A 17756-nucleotide genomic window follows, 5' to 3' on the forward strand; every position below is an offset into this window, starting at 1 on the left:
TGATCATGGCATTACAAGATAAATACGCAGAACTCGTTCAGGCAGCCAACACCGGCGGCGTTAGCGGCTTACAGGTAGCGGAACAGAACGGCGTGCTGTATGTAACCGGCACAGCGCCATCTTCAGCAGTGAAGGACCAGCTCTGGGGCATCTACGAAAAGCTGGACCCGGAAATGCGCGCGGGAGACCTCGTGCTGAACATATCCCTGGCCGAAGGCGCCGAACAGGAATATGAAGTAAAGGCCGGCGACAGCCTCAGCAAGATCGCCAAGAAATACCCCGGCCTTACCTGGCAGAAGATCTTCGAAGCCAATAAGGACAAAATAAAAGACCCCGACATGATCCAGCCGGGCTGGAAACTGAAAATACCTTCAGCATAACCTTGTCTGAGCCATAAAAACAAAACCCCGGCCGCAATGGCCGGGGTTTTTTAATGTCTTCGGCTTATTCATCGCCGCCGTTCTCATACGCATACTCCGCTTTGTATTCATGTTTCCAGCGGCGGTGGCTCCACACCCAGACTTCAGGCTGCTGGCGGATGTTTTCTTCAAGATATTGCACAAATGCTTCCGTGATGCGGCCTTCCGGCTCATGAATTGGGTTTTCGAAGGCAAGGGTGAGCCTTGCTTTGTAATAACCCCTGCGTACTTTCCGGATGTCTGCAAACACCACCGGAATATTGTAACGGCGCGCGCTCATTTCAGGGCCTTTGTAGAAGGCGGTCATTTTATTAAGGAAAGGATACCAGTAACAGCGGCGCGGGTTGCCGGGGTTCTGGTCTGCCACCAGCGCCAGCAGGTATTGTTTCCCGATCCAGGGGGCCATGCCGTTGCGCATATCGTTGGCAGGTATCAGCACGGTGCCGAATTTTTCACGGAAGTGCCTGAACATGCGGTTCACGGCGGAACTGCTGATGGGCATGAACACGACGAGGAAAGGGAATTGCACGCCGTTCTTGGCAAACAGGTTCGCCCATTCCCAGTTGAAGTTATGGCCCAGGTGCAATTGTACGCTGCGGCCTTCGGCGTAGAGCTTATGCAGCACGCTCAGGTCGCAGTCGAAACGCTTGCGCAGCGAAGTGCTGCTCATCGTCAGCAGCTTGATGGATTCCACCATCATATCCGTCAGGTTGCGGTAGTATTTCCTGGCCAGCAGCCTGATCTCCTGTTCTGATTTATTGGGAAACGCCTGGCGGAGGTTGTCCAGCACTACTTTGCGCCGGTACCCGAGTATATGGTACACCAGCACATACAGCCCGTCGCTGATGAAGTAAAGCAGCCACAGGGGAAGGATGGAAACGCTGTAACAGAATGCCAGTAAAATATAATACATGGATCGCTTTCTCTTTAAGAACCTTACAGGATGATATTCTGCACAAGTTCGCTCTTGTATGGATAATCCGTGTTGTAATGCAGCCCCCTGCTTTCTTTGCGGAAGGCGGCCCCTTTCACGATAAGATACCCGGCGGTGATCAGGTTGCGCAGTTCGCAAAGCTGCGGTGAAACGGCGGTTTCCTTATAGAGGGCTTCCGTTTCGAGATGCAGTATGTCCAGCCTGCGCATGGCGCGTTCCAAACGCACATTGGTACGCACGATGCCCACGTAGTCGCTCATGATCTGCTTCAGCTCTTTGAGGCTTTGTGTAATGAGGATCATTTCGCGGGGAGCGGTGGTGCCCAGGGTATTCCAGTCCGGCACATTTTCTTTCAGGCTGATGGTATCGATCACTTTCACCGCATCCAGGTAACAACGGTGGGCAAATACCATGGCTTCCAGCAGGGAGTTGGAAGCGAGGCGGTTTGCGCCGTGAAGCCCTGTGCTGGCGCATTCGCCGGCTGCGTAAAGGTTGCGGATGGAAGTATGCCCGTGCTCGTCCGTCTTAATGCCGCCGCAGCTGTAATGAGCCGCCGGTGCCACGGGTATCATGTCCTTGCTAACGTCTATGCCTATGGATTTGCACTTTTCGTAAATATTGGGGAAGTGATGAACGAACTTCTCCATGTCCATGTGCCGGCAATCGAGGTACACATGCTCGGTACCGGTGATCTTCATCTCACTGTCTATAGCGCGGGCCACAATGTCGCGGGGGGCGAGGCTGAGGCGCTCGTCATATTTGTGCATGAAGTCTTCCCCGTTCTTGTTGCGCAAAATGCCGCCGTCGCCGCGCACGGCTTCGGTGATGAGGAACGAAGGGCTTTCGCCGGGCTGGTAGAGTGCTGTGGGGTGGAATTGGATGAACTCCATATTCTCGATCCTGCCCTTGGCGCGGTACACCATGGCCACGCCGTCGCCCGTGGCTATCACGGGGTTGGTGGTGGTGCGGTATACCTGCCCATTGCCGCCGGTGGCCAGCAGCGTGAGCCGCGACAATATCTTCTCGATCTTGTTGGTCTTGAGATTGAGGACGTAGATGCCGTAACACTCAATGTCCAGCGTGGATTTGGTAACGAGGTAACCCAGGTGGTGCTGGGTGATGAGCTCCACTACGAAGCAGTGGGTGATCAGTTCTATATTTTTTTTGCGGCGGATAGCTTCCAGCAGGGCGCGTTCTATTTCGCGGCCCGTCACGTCTTTGTGGTGGATGACGCGGAACTCGGAATGCCCGCCTTCTTTGCCGAGGGCGTAGTCGCCATCGGGCGATTTATCGAAACGGGCGCCCCAGGAAATAAGTTCATTCACACGGTCGGGCCCTTCCTTCACCACGATCTCCACCACCTCTTCGTTGCAGAGGCCGTCTCCCGCGATCAGGGTATCTTCGATGTGCTTTTCAAAGCTGTCGTTCTCCAGGTCATTCACCACGGCTACGCCGCCCTGCGCATATTTTGTATTGGTTTCGTCTTCCCGGGTTTTGGTAATGATCGTTACCTTTTTATCCGGACATTGCTCGGCCACTTTGAGGGCATACGTGAGCCCTGCAATTCCTGAGCCTACTACCAGGAAATCTGTTTGATGCATAGAACATCAAAATTAGGCAATTATACCCGTTATTTAACCTTTACGAAGGGGATGTTCCGGGCCCTTCCGAGGGATATTTTGAAGCCGGATATCCTGTTCTGCGCGTCCCGCTGGAAATACAGCGGTCCGTAAGGACTGTCAAACCCGTCCTGGTACTGGGGCGTGAGCGGGAACTTCTGATCGGACTTTTGAATGAACCAAATGGCAGTGCCTTCGGCTTTGATAGTGATGCGCGCATCTGCATCTTCGGAATAATATTCGCCGGCATACCGGGCAGCATCGCCATCTTTGTTGATATTGGCGAATTCGACGGCGGTGTAGACGAGGCTGTCGCCGTTGGATACCTGCACGAACTGGCCTTCGGAGAACAGGAGTGTGTTGCCTGTGGCGGTCTTGAAAGTATTTTTCGCCGTGGGCAGCAGCGGGGATCCGCCCAGAAGAAGGCTGTCGTTCCTTTGGGACAATTTAACGCCGCGGCCGTCTAAACTGCGTTTATACCAGCCCGTATATTCCCGGAGCATTTCCCCGGTTGTTTTGAAAGTGCCTTTAACGGCGGGTTTCTTCGCGGCTGCGGGCTCCGGTATGAAAATATTGCGCACCAGCGAAGCGGGGTTGGTGGAGTCGCCGTCGAAGGCGGAAGTGTTGCTCAGGAAAGCGAACACCAGCCCCAGTTTTGGGAAATATTCCAGGTTGGCCCGGTAGCTGGCCGTGGCGCCGCTATGAATGATCGCGTCCTGCCCATTGACAGGCGTGATCACCAGCCCGGCGGCATAATTGCCGGGTTTGCCGTTATTAAAAAGCCCGGTTTTAATTTGTTGCGGGTAAAGGGAAGGGGAACCGAATTTCCCGCTGCTGTAAAATTCCGTCCATTTAATGAGCTCTTCCGCAGTAGTGAGCAATCCGCCTTGCCCGTATACGCTTTCATTGGGCATATCGTTCTCAAACCCCCTGTTGGTACGGGCATACGCCATGGTACGGTTTTTTACCACCAGGCGGTAGCTGAGGCGCCAAACGCTCAGCGGCATGCCGGCGGGCTGGAAGATGGCTTGCTCGGAGAATCTCGCCAGCTCGCGCCCCGTTACTCTTTTCACTACGATCGCCAGCAGGTTGTAGTTCGAGTTGCTATAGATGTACTCCGCGCCGGGCACATTGTTCAGGGTTTTCTGCCTGATCATGATGGCCAGCGCATCGTTGTTGTCATATCCTTTGGTGCCGCGCGGCCAGCCGCTGATGCCTGCCACGCTTCCCCAGTCCTTCAGCCCGCTGGTATGCTGCATCATCTGCCGCAACGTAATGGGCGCGCCGTAATCGGGCAATTCAGGCACGTATTTGTGTATGTCATCGTCCAGGGAAAGTTTGCCTTGCTGCTCCAGCAGCAGGATGGCGGCGGCGGTGAACTGCTTGCTCACGGAACCCGCTTCGATGAGGGATTGCGTGGTCATGGGCACGTTATGCTCCAGGTCCGCCATGCCCCAGGCTTTTGAAAAGATCACTTTACCGTTCCGGCTAACGGCCATTTGCGCGCCCGGCCCGTCGGGCTTGTATCTTGCAAAGGCGGCCTCAATACGGGTAAGGGTATCCTGCCAGGTTTGGGCATAAGCGCCTGCGCCGGAGAAGGCAGCCAGGAAAAGGAGAAGAAATCTTTTCATGTTAGGGAAGGGTTTCTATAAAAATAAAAAATTATTCCGCTGTTTGCAGGTGCCGCAGGCTCCCGTCCACGATCATCCACTGGGCCACGCCATAGGCAAGCATTACGATCAGGCCGCTGCCGGGAAAGGGCATGAGGAATTTTTCCACGGCCAGTATGGAGTCCGATAATACGAACAGCAAAGCCCCGCCGATGCAGAACTTCCCGGCCCTGCCGCTATTCAGCCCGAAAGCGCGCACGGCGGAAAGGAACATCAGGGAAATGACAGCGGTATATGCGATCACGGCGGGTTTCATATCGCCGAGGCCGGGCGAGAGCCGCTGTACTAACCTGGATGCATATACGATCATTACCACGGGCACTACACCTTCTTTCCATCCCGGTTTGGGTTTCGGCTGAACGCTGAAGAAAAAACCGATGTACATCAAATGCGCCGTTAGAAAACTCACCAGTCCCGGGATGAAATACTGCGGGAAAAGCAGGAAGATATCGCCGGACCAGGAAAAAATGATGGCCGCCAGGATGAAATTTTTACTGCGCTGAGGCAGCGTTCCGGCCTGTGACCATCCGTAGAAGCCCAGCAGGATCATGAGCAATGGTTTCGTGGCAAAGCGGGCATAGGGAACATCGAAGGCTATCGCACACAAATCGGCCAGCAGTACGAGGAAATATATGATTCCCCAGTGTTTTGGTTGCATACGCTTGTGGAATTCGGCAGGCAACATACGCTGTTTTTAATTAGTGAGCAATACATAAAAAGTTGTACCCTTCCCGGGCGGGCTCACCACTTTCAGCTGGCCGCCATGCGATTGTATGATCTGCTGCGAAAGGCTCAGCCCGATGCCGGAACCTTTTTTCTTCGTGGTAAAAAACGGGATGAAGATCTTTTCCATGGCTTCGGTTTCAATACCCGGACCATTATCCGTAATTTCTATGACGATCTGCTGCGCATTGCCCAGTGAACCTTTCACGTGAATGAACGGTTTTTCGGTATGCTCCAGCGCGTCCATCGCGTTTTTGATGAGGTTGATGAGCACCATCTGCAATTGCGTTTCATCCGCATGTATCTCGATATTATCCGGTGAAACATGCGCCCGGTAAGAGATTCCGCCAGCTTTCATATCCGCCAGCAGCAGGTTGCTCACCGATTGTATGAGCTGTTTGAGGTTGATGGTGGTGAATTGCGGCTTGGGCAGCGTGGTGTAGTCGCGGTAGGCATTCACAAAATTCATGATGCCCTTGCTGCGGCTCTCGATGGTTTCCAGCGCTTCTTTCAGGTCTTCTACGGCCTCCACCTGCTCGTCCGCCGGCTGAATGTCGTGCTGCACGATCTCCTGCATAGTGCCGATGAGGCTCACGATGGGCGTTACGGAGTTCATGATCTCGTGGCGGAGTATCTTGGTAAGGTTCTGCCAGGCTTCCAGCTCTTTCTGCTGCAGTTCCGCGTGGATGTTCTGCAGGGAAATGAGCTTCACCAGCCGCCCCTGCAAACGCACGGTGGCTGCGTGGATAGACAACTGCTGGCCGTTTTGCGTGGCGTACAGCGATTTATGCCCTGCGGGCAGCTGCAATAAAAGCTCGGCAAGATCGGGATGCGCCGTCTTCAGTTCGTCCAGGTAACGGAGGCGGTAAATGCCCATCAGCCTGAACGCGGCGGGATTGATCAGTTCAATTTTGCCGTCCGTATCGAAAGACAGTACGCCGATGCTGATATGCTGGATAATGGTATCGATGTATTTCAGGTTGGCCTCCCTTTCGGCGCGCGTTTGCCGGAATGCTTCCAGCACTTCGTTGAACTGGTGGTTGAGGGCGCTGAAACTCTTGCCCAGCTTATTGTCTGCGCTGAACCGGATGGAAAAGTCCTCGTACCGGATGGCTTCCAGGAACAGCGTGAGCTTGCGGTTCACGCGGTTGAGATAATAATACAGGTTCATTACCTGCGCCACGAGGAAAGGCAGCAGCAGCAGCACTACCAGCGGGTAACCGTTCCACCACAGCCAGCAGCCGGCCATGATCGTGATAATGAGCACCACGATGCGTAAAAGGATATTCAGGCTAAACCGGTTCATCAGAGATTATATTTTTCCATGCGCCTGTACAGGGCGGCGCGGCTCAAACCCAGTTCCCTGGCTGCATCTGTGATATTGCCATTGCATTTTTTCAGGGCCTGCGAGATCATGTTGCGTTCCATTTCTTCCAGGTTGAAACCGGTGTCCAGCGATTCGGCGGCGGTGTTTGTTTTCACGAACACGTCTTTCGGCATCAGGGTTTTGCCCTGGCAAAGGATCACGGCCCGTTCGATGGCATGCTGCAATTCCCGGATATTGCCCGGCCAGTCATATTTTTCCAGCTGGGCCGTCAGGGTTTCGTGGAGGAAAGCGACGGGGCGGTTATATTTTTTGCGGTACAGGCCGAGGAAATATTCTGCCAGCGGCACAATGTCCTCTTTCCTGTCCCGCAGCGGGGGAAGGTGAATTTCGATAGTGTTCACGCGGTACAGCAAGTCCTGCCGGAACAGGTGCTGGGCGGCCATTTGCGCGATGTTGCGGTTGGTGGCACAGATCAGCCGCACGTCTACCGGTACGGCTTTGTTGGAACCCACGCGGGTTACAGACCGGTTTTGCAGCACGGTGAGCAGCTTGGCCTGGAACGGGATGGAAATATTGCCGATTTCGTCCAGGAAGATGGAGCCGCCGTTGGCTTCTTCGAATCGGCCGCTGCGGTCGTCGCGCGCGTCGGTGAAGGCGCCTTTGACGTGACCGAACAGTTCGCTTTCGAAAAGGGTTTCGCTGAGGGCGCCAAGGTCTACGCTCACGAAGGATTTGTCGCGGCGCAGGCTGAGGGAATGGATATGCCGGGCCAGCAGGTCCTTGCCGGTACCGTTCTCGCCCAGGATAAGGATATTGGCGTCCGTTCCCGCCACGCGCGAAACGGTTTCCATCACCTCCTGCATGGCGGGGCTGTCGCCGATCAGCACGTTATCTGTGTGCAGGGTGGCGCCGCCTGCTTTCTTTTCCTGTTTGGACTGATGGGTTTGCACGGCGGTTTGCAGGGTGGCCAGGAGCTTATCGTTTTCCCAGGGCTTCAGCACAAAATCCACCGCGCCGGCCTTGATGGCGCGAACGGCCATTTCCACGTCGCCATAAGCGGTGAAAAGCACCACGGTGGCTTTGGGATTGATATCCAGGATGCGGTCCAGCCACTCGAAGCCTTCTTTGCCGCTGCTAAGGTCGCGGGTGAAGTTCATGTCCAGCAGGATCACGTCATATTCAAAATTGCTTACCAGGTAGGGGATCTTTTGCGGGTTCTTTTCAAAGTCCACCTGGGCGAAATGGCGTTTCAGCAGCAGCCGCGCCGCGCGTAATACGTCTACATCATCATCAACGATCAGAATTTTTCCTTGCTGGGTACTCATGAGCTTGTAAAGTTATTGTTTGAATATACTGCAAAAGATTTTGTTATCGGCATACTGCAAAACGTATTCCGGCCGTATGCCATCAGCAGGTTCCAGAGGGTGCCGGAAGTTCCTAAAACGGCCCTGGCAACAATATTAAACAAGATTTTCTTAGCCCGGAGGTATTTTTCAGGGCTGCATGAACGTTTGGGGAAATGTCCGGATTCGGACACGGCCTGTCCGCTTTGGAACAGGAACGGACGCGGGTACTGCCTTAAAGCCCGCCATGGTAGGGCTTTTAACGAATTGGCACGGCTTGGCACATGGATTGACTTACCGGGGGCAGCAATTACTAACATGGACAGACAACTCAAAAAGAAATTCTGGAACAAACAAAGGATATTCCTGTTTGGCGGCGGCGGCGCCCTGGTGCTGCTGGTGTTGTGGAGCTTTATTTTCGCGGACAAAAGGAGCAAGCTGAACGTGGAAAAGGACAAGATCACTATTTCTCCCGTTACCAAAGGTTCCTTCGACGAATACATCGCCGTGACGGCGGTAGTTCATCCGCTCAAGACCATCCGCCTGGATGCCATCGAAGGCGGTTATGTGGCCCGCAAATTCCTGGAAGGCGGCAGCATGGTGAAAAGGGGCGATTCCATCCTGGCCCTTGAGAACCAGCGGCTGATGATGGACTTCGTGAACCGCGAGACCGAAATGTACCGCCTCATCAACGAACTGCAGAACACCCGCCTGCGCCTGAAGCAGGACCGGTTTGCCCTCGAAAAGACCCTCAGCGACCTGGATTACCAGGTAGACCAGGCCAAAGACCTCTACGACCGCAACAATAAACTCTGGAAAGACAAAGTGGTGGCCGAACAGGAATACCTGAAGACCAAACGCGAATACGAACGCCTTACACGCCAGCGCCAGATCGAAGTGCAGAGCCAGGAATACCAGCTGGACAATGCCAGGACCCAGATCATGCAACTGGAAGGGACTATCGCCCGCACCCAGCGCAACCTGAGCCTGATGAAGGAAAACCTGAGCAACCTGGTGGTGCGCGCGCCGGTAGACGGGCAGCTGTCTTCCATCAACGTGGAAGTGGGCACCAGCATCCAGGCCGGCCAGAACATCGGGCAGATCGATGATATGGACGGGTTTAAGATGCGCGCCGAAGTGGACGAACATTATATCTCACGCATATTCGCCGGGCTGAAGGCCAGCTTTGAATTCAACGGCAAAGTGAATGAAATGGAGATCACGAAAGTGTATCCTGAAGTAAAGAACGGCCGATTTGAAGTAGATATGAACTTTGTAAAAGCCGCACCTGAAGGTATCCGCCGCGGGCAATCCTCTCCTATCCGCCTCGAACTCGGGAAATCTTCCGAAGCCTTACTTTTGCCTGCGGGCGGGTTCTTCTCAGACACCGGCGGCGCCTGGGTATATGTTGTAGAAAAAAGCGGCAACCGCGCCGTGAAACGCAAAATATCCCTGGGCCGGAAAAACCCGGTATATTTCGAAGTACTGGAAGGCCTCAATGAAGGCGAACAGGTGATCACCTCATCTTATGAGAACTTCGGAGACAAGGAGGTACTTGAATTCTAACCCGCTCATCCATCCAATCACCAACAAATTACAACAATGATCAGAACAGTCAATTTACAAAAGCTCTTTACTACGGAAGAAGTAGAAACAACCGCTCTCAACGGCATCAACATGGACGTGCAGGATGGTGAGTTTGTTGCCATCATGGGCCCTTCAGGCTGCGGCAAATCCACTTTGCTCAACATCCTCGGCCTGCTGGACAATCCTTCGCACGGCGAATATCATTTCTGGGACAAGGAAGTGGCCCGCATGAGCGAACGCCAGCGTGCACAGCTGCGCAAAGGCGCTATCGGCTTCGTATTCCAGAGCTTTAACCTCATAGACGAACTGACCGTTTTCGAAAACGTGGAACTGCCCCTCCTGTACCTGAAAGTGCCCGCAGCCGACCGCAAAAAAAGAGTGGAAGAAGTGCTGGAACGTATGAACATCATGCACCGCCGCAACCACTTCCCGCAGCAGCTTTCCGGCGGCCAGCAACAGCGCGTGGCCATCGCCCGCGCGGTAGTTGCCAAGCCCAAGCTGATACTGGCGGACGAACCGACCGGTAACCTGGACTCCACCAACGGCGAAGAAGTAATGAAGCTGCTCCAGGAGCTGAACGATGCAGGCACCACCCTCATCATGGTGACCCACTCCCCGTACGACGCAGGGTTTGCACACCGCATCGTGAACCTCTTCGATGGTAAGGTGGTAACTGAGAACATCAAAGAACAATTTCACGTATAAACCAACGCCAGGCTATGCTTCGTAATATCAAAGTCGCTTTCAGAACGCTCTTCTCGCAGAAACTCTACGCCTCCATCATCATCGTGGGGCTGGGTATCGGCCTGGCCGTGAGCACACTGCTCCTCACCTGGGTGCAGGACGAGCGGAGCTACGACAACTTCCACTCCAAAGGGAAAGATATTTACGCAATAAGCAGCCATTTCATGAGCGGCACCAAAATGCAGAATTGGGAAACTACCCAGCCTGCTGTAGCCCCGCACGCCCTCAGCTCCGTGCCCGGCGTGCTGGATGCGGTGCGCATTGCCATTGCCTGGGATATGTCGAAGTTCGAAGGCGGCGGGAAAACCTTTTACGAAAATACCGCTGCCTATACCGATCCTTCTTTCTTTACCGTATTCGATTTTCCTATCCTGAAAGGGAAAGTGTTCCCGGATAATTATTCCGTGGTGCTGACCGAATCCACCGCGAAGAAATATTTCGGGGATGAGAACCCTATTGGCCAACTGATCACGGTGGACAAGGAATCCCAATTCACCGTCTGCGGCGTGATCGCAGATATGCCGCGCAATTCCAGCATCCGGCATGATATGCTTTTCCCGCTTAAGCTGCGGGCAGACAACTTCGTGCCGGATGAGTACCGGAAATCCATGAACGACGATTGGGGGAACTTTTATCTTTACACTTACCTGCTGATGCAGCCCAGTGTAGACCTGGCGAAAACCAGCAAGTTGCTGGGCGAGCAATGGATCAGAGGAAGTGTTGCTGAGACCACGCAAGGCAGGGGATACAACATCCTGCCGCTGCGCGACCAGCATTTATATGACGTTACCGGTGAAGAAGGGCTGATAAAGGTCGTACGCATCTTTTTTATTGTAGCCCTTGTGATCCTGCTGATCGCCGGTATCAATTATGTGAACCTCGCTACTGCCCGCGCGCACCAGCGCGCCGTAGAGATCAGCGTGCGTAAGCTGATAGGGGCGAACCGCTGGCAACTTTTCCGCCAGTTTATGACCGAGTCCTCCATCGTATTCGTGCTGGCAGTGGTGTTGTCCGTACTTGTTATCTGGCTGATGCTGCCCTTCTATAACCAGCTTACCGGTAAGTCCGCATCTTTTTCCATAATGGGAGGGCAGATACTGCTTACGCTCATTGTCAGCAGTGCGATCATGCTGCTGATGGCGGCTGTTTATCCAGCTGTTCACCTTACCCGCTTCAACCCGATCCGGAACCTGAAAGGCAGAACCGCAGCTAGCGGCGGCATGTTCAGGAAAACGCTGGTAGTGGTGCAATTCTTTATTTCTGTTGTATTGATAGGCTGCACCCTGGCGATAGGCATGCAGCTGAAATATATCAACAGCAAGCCGCTGGGCTATAACAAAAACAACCTGCTGATATTCGCCGCCCGCGACATGCGGAACCATGCCCAAGCCGTAAAAGACAGGCTGGGGAAGATCCCCGGCGTAAAGACGGTTACCTTCGGCGACGCAGACATCGCCGCGCTGGGCAACAGCACCAGCGATACAGACTGGGATGGCCGCGAATCGAAAATGAGCGTGAACATCAAGCACATCGGCGTGGATGAGAATTTTATGCCCGCCATGGAAATGCAAATGAAAGAAGGCCGCATGTTCCGCGGAGGCAAAGCCGACTCCACCAGCTACATCCTCAACGAAGAAGCCGTGAAGGTGACCGGGATCAAAGATCCGGTAGGCAAGCGGTTCAAGCTGCTGGATGTGGACGGTACCATCATCGGTGTGGTAAAGAATTTCCACACCGGTTCCATGCACCATAAAATACCACCGGTGATATTGCGTTACAGCCCTGATGCCTGGAGGCTGTATGTGAAAACCACCGGCCAGAATAATCCCGCCGTTATTGCGACCGTTGAAAAAATATGGAAAGAATACAACCCTGACTACCGTTTTGAATACGACTTCGTGGAAAGCACCTTCACACGGCTTTATACTGACGAGATCCGCACCGGCAAGCTGTTCACCTGGTTTGCAGGCGTTGCCGTCTTTTTGTCGTGCCTTGGATTGTTTGGCCTGGCTACTTTCACCATTCACCAGCGCACCAAGGAGATCGGCATCCGTAAAGTACTGGGCGCTTCCGTTACAGGCATCGTTCAGCTGATCACCAAAGACTTTTTGAAACTGGTGTTCATCGCCATCCTGCTGGCCACGCCTTTGAGCTGGTATGCTACAGACCAGTGGTTGCAGGGCTATGAATACCGTACTATCATACCATTCTGGGTTTTCCTGGCAGCGGGCGGAGTGGCTGTACTGGTAGCCATCGGCACCATCGGCCTGCAATCCGTAAAAGCTGCGCTGGCCAACCCTGTGCGCACCCTGAAAACTGAGTAGTCATGAGCAAGATGCAATGTTTTATTCACAAGGTGCTGGATTTCCAGTTGAGTCCCGGCACATTTTCCGGCAGCACGGAATCCGTTTCCTTTTCGGGTTACGACTTCCTGGCGCTGACGCCATACGTGATCATTCCTTTCCTGATGGTGCTGATAGCGGGCCTTTGCCTGATAGACCAGTACCGGAGGAAAACTACCATTTAACAATTTTCAGCCATGATCAGGAATTACATCAAAGTAGCCATGCGCCACCTGCTGCGCAACAAAGGAATAACCGTCATCAATATTTCCGGGCTTGCCATCGGCATGGCCTGCTGCATCCTGATCGTGCTGTTCGTCAAGTACGAACTGAGCTATAACAGCTTTCATAAAAATTCATCTTCCATTTACCGCGTCAATAGCGTCATTAAAGGCAAGGAAGGTTATGTAGGCGAAATGAGCGTTTCCCAATTCGGAACCGCTCCTAACCTGAAGCTGGAACTCAGCCGCATAAAGGAATCTGTGCGGTTCTATGAGCTGAATGAGCAGATCGTTTCTGCTCACAATGAAGAATTCAGGCAGCAGGGCGCTGTATTTGCGGACGCGGCTTTTTTCAGCATGTTCAGCTTCCCGCTGCTGCGCGGTAATCCGGCTACCGTTTTAAACGAACCTTATACTGTTGTGCTTACAGAAAGCACGGCCAAAAAATTCTTCGGCAACGAAGACCCCATTGGTAAAGTGATCCGCCTGCAGGACGATTACGATTGCCGGGTGACCGGCGTGGCCAAAAACGCTCCTTCGAACAGCGACCTGGAATTCGGGATGGTCATATCTTTTGCCACCTTCGTGCAGAATGCAGCAAAGGTGGGTTCCAAACCTGAAGAAAGCTGGTTCGGATTCAGCTCCAACCAAACCTTCGTGCAACTCCCGCCCGGCGTTACGCCGGCAGCCATCAGCGGCGATCTGAAAGCATTTGCCGACAGGCATGTAAGCAAGGTCGCCAAGGCCTTCGGCAACGAGTTCTGGTACCGCCTCCAACCGCTGGCCGGTATTCATCTTTACCCGGACGGAGATATGAAGGGCCGCAGCGAAAACCTTTCCCGTCTTTATATCTACGGCTGCATCGGCTTTTTTATTATCCTGATCGCCTGCATCAACTTTATGAACCTGGTTACCGCCCGCGGCAGCGAAAGGGCCATAGAAGTAGGCTTGCGGAAAGTAATGGGAGCGGAGCGCCGCGCGCTGATCGTGCAGTTTCTCGTGGAATCCATGATAATCAGTCTCCTGGCCTTCGTTTTATCGATCGTGCTGGCGGCCATCATCCTTCCCGGGTTCAACTTCGTGACCGATAAATCGATGATACTTTTCAGCAGCGCCAACCTGCTGATGTTCGCGGTGCTGTTGCTGACGGCGTTAGTCGTGGGCCTGATGGCCGGAAGTTACCCGGCATTGTACCTTTCCGGCTTCCTGCCCGTGCGCATCCTGAAAGGTCATCTTGGTTCTTCGGGCCACCGCTCGCTGTTCCGGAAAACCCTTGTGGTATCACAGTTCACCATAGCCATCGCTCTCATTATCGCTACTGTGGTGATATGGTCGCAGCTGCGTTATATGCAGCAGAAAGACCTCGGGTACAATAAACACGGCCTGGTGAACTTTTATTTGAACACAGTCAAACAAATGCCGCAGAGAGACGCGTTTAAAACCGAGGTCCTGCGTTTGCCATTCGTAAAACAAGCTTCCTATACCAATATGCCGCTGGGCGGGCGATCCGTAAACAATAACCCCGTTGCGAAGGAAGGGGCGCGCAGCGATGAAAGCATTGGGGCTATCGTTATTGATGCGGACTTCGGTTATTTTACCAATATCGGCGCAAAGTTTTTGATGGGCAGGGATTTCTCCGAAAAATTCCCGGCAGACTCGATCGACGCATTTGTGATCAACAAATCCGCCGTGGAAAAACTGCAGCTGCGGGAGCCGGTGATCGGCAGCAGGATCGAATGGCGCGGCGAGAACATTCCCCGCAAGGGCCAGGTGATCGGGGTGGTGGAAGATTTTAATATGCAGAACCTGCGTTTGCCCATTGAACCGATGATTTCCATGATACGTAAGGGCAGAGCGGGGATGCTTGCTGTAAGGCTCGAAGATGGCGACCGGCAAAAGCAATTGGCGCAGGTAGAAGGAATATGGAATAAGCTGATGCCCGCATTCCCGTTCAATTACCGCTTCGTGGAAGACGAGCTGGGTAATGAATATCTTGTTGAACAGCGCTCCGGCAGCCTCTTCGGGGCATATGCCGGGCTGGCTATCATCATTGCCTGCCTGGGCCTGTTCGGCCTCGCCATGCTGGTAGCCAGGCAGCGTACTAAAGAGATCGGCATCCGCAAAGTACTCGGCGCATCAGTGGGAAGCATTACGGCGTTATTGTCGAAAGACTTCCTGCAGCTGGTGGCAATATCCATCCTCATTTCCTCGCCGCTGGCCTGGTACGGGATGAATAAATGGCTGGAAGAATTCCCCTTCAGGACCAGTTTTCCCCTGTGGTCTTTCGCCGCGGCGGGCCTGCTGGCCTTGCTGATCGCTTTTGTGACCATCAGCTTCCAGTCTGTAAGGGCTGCATTGTTGAACCCTGTGCGCTCATTGCGCTCGGAATAACTTGTACCGGCAATGATCCGTAACTACCTGAAAATAGCGCTGCGTAACCTGTGGAAACACAAGACCAATACGCTCATCAACCTGCTGGGGCTTACCGTGGCATTCACCATTTGCCTGCTGCTGCTGTTGAGCGTGTATTATGAGTTTTCCTTCGACAAGTTCCACAAGAACCCGCAGGATCTTTACCGCACCTATTTTTCCGTTCAATTGCCGGAACGTACAGAGCTGCAACCGTCTATGCCCGAGCCGATGCTGAAGGCCCTGAAAGAACAATTCCCCGTTGTGGAATACGGCACACGTTACAACCGCAATGGATGTGAAATAGCATACAAAGACAAACATTTTTTCAAGGAACTGGTGTTTTGCGATGCGGATATCTTCAGCATGTTCTCTTTCCCGCTGGAAAAAGGAAACGCGCCACAAGCACTGGCCGGGCGCAACAATATCGTGATCACCCGGTCCCTGGCCGATGCCATATTCGGGAATGACGACCCCATCGGCAAGCAGCTGCGGGTACAGTCCGGCGGCCCGTGGAAAGTGTTTACCGTGAGCGCCGTGGCTACTGACATGCCGGCTAATTCCAGCATCCGCTTCGATGCGGCTGTGCAGTTCGAGCATGGATACACTTATCCCAACAGCGTTGGCAAATGGGATGTGACCAACCACGATATTTTTCTGCGGCTGAAGCCGGGATCGGACAAAGCCACTTTCGAAAAAGCTGCGCGGGGTTTCATCAGCAAACAATACACAGATTACATCGGCGATCTTAAGCGCGACGGCGCGCAGCCCGCAGCCAACGGGCTGTACATGCAGCTGCTGCTGCAGCCCATGCTCGACGCGCATACAGACATGAACATGCGCGGGCCCGGGACTACCGTCAGCCGTTCCTACCTGCATATGCTGCTGGCCGTGGCGGTGTTCGTACTTTTCATCGCCTGCATCAACTTCATCAATCTTTCCGTTGGCCGTTCCTTCACCCGTTCGCGGGAAGTGGGACTGCGGAAAACACTGGGCGCTTTGCCTTTCCAGGTAGGCATGCAGTTCTGGGGCGAAGCAGCGATCATTTGCGTGATGGCGCTGCTGATCAGCATCCCTCTCTTTTACGCCGTACTGCCGCAATACAAGCTCATTTTCGGCAGCTCGCTGGAAACGGCGGTGCTGCAGCAACCAATGGTGATCGCTTCGGTGATCGGCGGGCTCCTGCTGGTGACCGTACTGGCGGGCGCTTATCCCGCGCTGGTGATGACCAGGATGGATGCGGTGAATATTCTCAAGGGAAAACTCAAGCTCAAAACTTCCGGTGGCCTGCGCAACGGGCTTATCATCGGCCAGTTTGCCATTGCCATCCTGCTGATAGGCTGCACGCTCATCGCCTGGAAACAGCTGAGCTTCCTGCGCGCCAGGCCCCTGGGCTACAACAGCAGCCAGGTAGTGAGCATCCCTGTTGGCCAGGAGGTAGACGGCCGTGAAGCGCTTGCCCTTCTCCGCCAAAAGCTGGCAGCGGAACCCTCCGTGCTGAGCGTTTCCGGCATGTCCAACAACCTGGGAATGGGCGCGGACTGGGGCAGTTATACCTTTTCCGTCGGTTTCGATTATCACAACCGCACCATCAATATGGCCTGGCTGAACGTCGGGTATGATTTCGCAAAAACGCTGGACCTCCCTATGCAATACGGCCGGGACTTTTCGCAGGGCTTTGGGGCAGACAGCTCGGGCATCATCATCAACGAACAGATGGCCCGCAAAATGGGCGTCATCAATCCCGTTGGCGAGGTGCTGCAGCTGGAATCGATGAACAATATGCAGCTGAAAGTGCTGGGCGTGGTAAAGGACTTCAACTTCCAAAGCCTGCACAAACCCGTGGAACCCATGGGCCTCGTGATGTACGCTGACATGCCCATCAACTATCTCCTCATAAAAGTGCAGCCGGACAACCTGCCGGTTATCATGGGCAAACTGAAGGCCATCTGGGCGCAGATCGCGCCGCGCTCTGAATTCAGGGGCAGCTTTATTGACGAGAACATCAACCGGCAATACAACCGTGAAGAACGGTTTACGCAAATATTCGTGTATGCCGCCGTGGTAGCCATTGTGTTGTCATGCCTCGGCCTCTTCGCGCTGGCCGTGCTGGCCATCATGCAGCGCACCCGCGAGATAGGGATACGAAAGGCTTTGGGCGCTTCTGCCGGCAGCATTGTACAACTCATTACGAAAGACTTTGTAAAGCTGATATGTATCGCCATGATCATTGCCATGCCGCTGGCCTGGTATTTTATGCACACATGGCTGGAAAATTTTGCATTCAGCGTTCAGATAAAATGGTGGTGGCTGCTGGCCTCGGGGCTCCTGGCCCTTGCCGTGGCGCTTTGCACGATCGGGTACCAATCCCTCAGGGCGGCATTTGCCAACCCGGTCAAATCCCTTAAAACAGAATAA

General features: G+C 53.9%; 13 protein-coding genes. 7 read left to right on the forward strand and 6 right to left on the reverse strand.

Annotation, left to right across the window (positions count from 1 at the left end):
• Nucleotides 1-5: 5 nt before the first annotated feature.
• Entirely contained in the window at nucleotides 6-380 is a 375-nt protein-coding gene (locus R3I13_RS07075) for a LysM peptidoglycan-binding domain-containing protein (RefSeq protein ID WP_346317226.1), read from the forward strand.
• Between the two features lie 64 nt (nucleotides 381-444).
• Here the strand turns inward: R3I13_RS07075 and R3I13_RS07080 are convergent, their stop codons facing one another.
• The 6 genes from R3I13_RS07080 to R3I13_RS07105 are packed head-to-tail and all read right to left on the reverse strand — an operon-like array spanning nucleotide 445 to nucleotide 8017.
• Nucleotides 445-1392: a lysophospholipid acyltransferase family protein gene (locus tag R3I13_RS07080; protein ID WP_346317737.1), complete on the reverse strand. Its 948-nt coding sequence runs from the start codon at nucleotides 1390-1392 to the stop codon at nucleotides 445-447.
• Nucleotides 1356-2954: an L-aspartate oxidase gene (gene nadB / locus R3I13_RS07085; protein WP_346317227.1), complete on the reverse strand. Its 1599-nt coding sequence runs from the start codon at nucleotides 2952-2954 to the stop codon at nucleotides 1356-1358. The genes R3I13_RS07080 and nadB overlap by 37 nt, the downstream gene beginning before the upstream one ends.
• 29 nt (nucleotides 2955-2983) lie before the next feature.
• A complete protein-coding gene (locus R3I13_RS07090) occupies nucleotides 2984-4603 on the reverse strand; it encodes a serine hydrolase domain-containing protein (RefSeq protein ID WP_346317228.1) in 1620 nt (539 codons plus the stop codon).
• A gap of 31 nt (nucleotides 4604-4634) precedes the next feature.
• Nucleotides 4635-5300: a lysoplasmalogenase gene (locus tag R3I13_RS07095; RefSeq protein WP_346317229.1), complete on the reverse strand. Its 666-nt coding sequence runs from the start codon at nucleotides 5298-5300 to the stop codon at nucleotides 4635-4637.
• Nucleotides 5301-5336: 36 nt separating this feature from the next.
• On the reverse strand, nucleotides 5337-6671 hold the full coding sequence (locus tag R3I13_RS07100; RefSeq protein WP_346317230.1) for an ATP-binding protein: 1335 nt from the start codon (nucleotides 6669-6671) through the stop codon (nucleotides 5337-5339).
• Nucleotides 6671-8017 carry a sigma-54 dependent transcriptional regulator gene (locus tag R3I13_RS07105; protein WP_346317231.1) on the reverse strand — a complete coding sequence of 449 codons (1347 nt, stop codon included), beginning with the start codon at nucleotides 8015-8017 and terminating at the stop codon, nucleotides 6671-6673. Before R3I13_RS07105 ends, R3I13_RS07100 begins: the two co-directional genes overlap by 1 nt.
• Nucleotides 8018-8353: 336 nt before the next feature.
• Between R3I13_RS07105 and R3I13_RS07110 the strand changes: the two genes are divergently transcribed.
• Genes R3I13_RS07110 through R3I13_RS07135 form a run of 6 tightly spaced genes read left to right on the forward strand, consistent with a single transcriptional unit; the run spans nucleotide 8354 to nucleotide 17756 of the window.
• Nucleotides 8354-9601, forward strand: a complete 1248-nt coding sequence (locus R3I13_RS07110) for an efflux RND transporter periplasmic adaptor subunit (protein WP_346317232.1) — start codon at nucleotides 8354-8356, stop codon at nucleotides 9599-9601.
• A 36-nt stretch (nucleotides 9602-9637) separates the two neighbouring features.
• Nucleotides 9638-10327, forward strand: coding sequence for an ABC transporter ATP-binding protein (locus R3I13_RS07115; RefSeq protein WP_120517577.1), 690 nt, complete (start codon nucleotides 9638-9640; stop codon nucleotides 10325-10327).
• Between the two features lie 14 nt (nucleotides 10328-10341).
• Complete coding sequence (locus tag R3I13_RS07120) at nucleotides 10342-12690, forward strand: ABC transporter permease (RefSeq protein ID WP_346317233.1); 2349 nt, start codon at nucleotides 10342-10344, stop codon at nucleotides 12688-12690.
• A gap of 2 nt (nucleotides 12691-12692) precedes the next feature.
• Complete coding sequence (locus R3I13_RS07125) at nucleotides 12693-12893, forward strand: hypothetical protein (RefSeq protein WP_346317234.1); 201 nt, start codon at nucleotides 12693-12695, stop codon at nucleotides 12891-12893.
• Nucleotides 12894-12905: 12 nt separating this feature from the next.
• Nucleotides 12906-15320, forward strand: coding sequence for an ABC transporter permease (locus tag R3I13_RS07130; RefSeq protein WP_346317235.1), 2415 nt, complete (start codon nucleotides 12906-12908; stop codon nucleotides 15318-15320).
• Nucleotides 15321-15332: 12 nt separating this feature from the next.
• Nucleotides 15333-17756, forward strand: coding sequence for an ABC transporter permease (locus R3I13_RS07135; protein ID WP_346317236.1), 2424 nt, complete (start codon nucleotides 15333-15335; stop codon nucleotides 17754-17756).

The organism is Chitinophaga sp. YIM B06452, from assembly GCF_039655965.1.
Classification (GTDB): domain Bacteria; phylum Bacteroidota; class Bacteroidia; order Chitinophagales; family Chitinophagaceae; genus Chitinophaga.

What these genes read in the sequence shown, in the direction of transcription:
- R3I13_RS07075 (WP_346317226.1), top strand. Translation starts at nt 6, where the DNA reads ATGGCATTACAAGATAAATACGCAGAACTCGTTCAGGCAGCCAACACC.
- R3I13_RS07115 (WP_120517577.1), top strand. Translation starts at nt 9,638, where the DNA reads ATGATCAGAACAGTCAATTTACAAAAGCTCTTTACTACGGAAGAAGTA.
- R3I13_RS07095 (WP_346317229.1), bottom strand. Translation starts at nt 5,300, where the DNA reads ATGCAACCAAAACACTGGGGAATCATATATTTCCTCGTACTGCTGGCC.
- R3I13_RS07100 (WP_346317230.1), bottom strand. Translation starts at nt 6,671, where the DNA reads ATGAACCGGTTTAGCCTGAATATCCTTTTACGCATCGTGGTGCTCATT.
- R3I13_RS07130 (WP_346317235.1), top strand. Translation starts at nt 12,906, where the DNA reads ATGATCAGGAATTACATCAAAGTAGCCATGCGCCACCTGCTGCGCAAC.
- R3I13_RS07090 (WP_346317228.1), bottom strand. Translation starts at nt 4,603, where the DNA reads ATGAAAAGATTTCTTCTCCTTTTCCTGGCTGCCTTCTCCGGCGCAGGC.
- R3I13_RS07120 (WP_346317233.1), top strand. Translation starts at nt 10,342, where the DNA reads ATGCTTCGTAATATCAAAGTCGCTTTCAGAACGCTCTTCTCGCAGAAA.
- nadB (WP_346317227.1), bottom strand. Translation starts at nt 2,954, where the DNA reads ATGCATCAAACAGATTTCCTGGTAGTAGGCTCAGGAATTGCAGGGCTC.
- R3I13_RS07135 (WP_346317236.1), top strand. Translation starts at nt 15,333, where the DNA reads ATGATCCGTAACTACCTGAAAATAGCGCTGCGTAACCTGTGGAAACAC.
- R3I13_RS07105 (WP_346317231.1), bottom strand. Translation starts at nt 8,017, where the DNA reads ATGAGTACCCAGCAAGGAAAAATTCTGATCGTTGATGATGATGTAGAC.
- R3I13_RS07125 (WP_346317234.1), top strand. Translation starts at nt 12,693, where the DNA reads ATGAGCAAGATGCAATGTTTTATTCACAAGGTGCTGGATTTCCAGTTG.
- R3I13_RS07110 (WP_346317232.1), top strand. Translation starts at nt 8,354, where the DNA reads ATGGACAGACAACTCAAAAAGAAATTCTGGAACAAACAAAGGATATTC.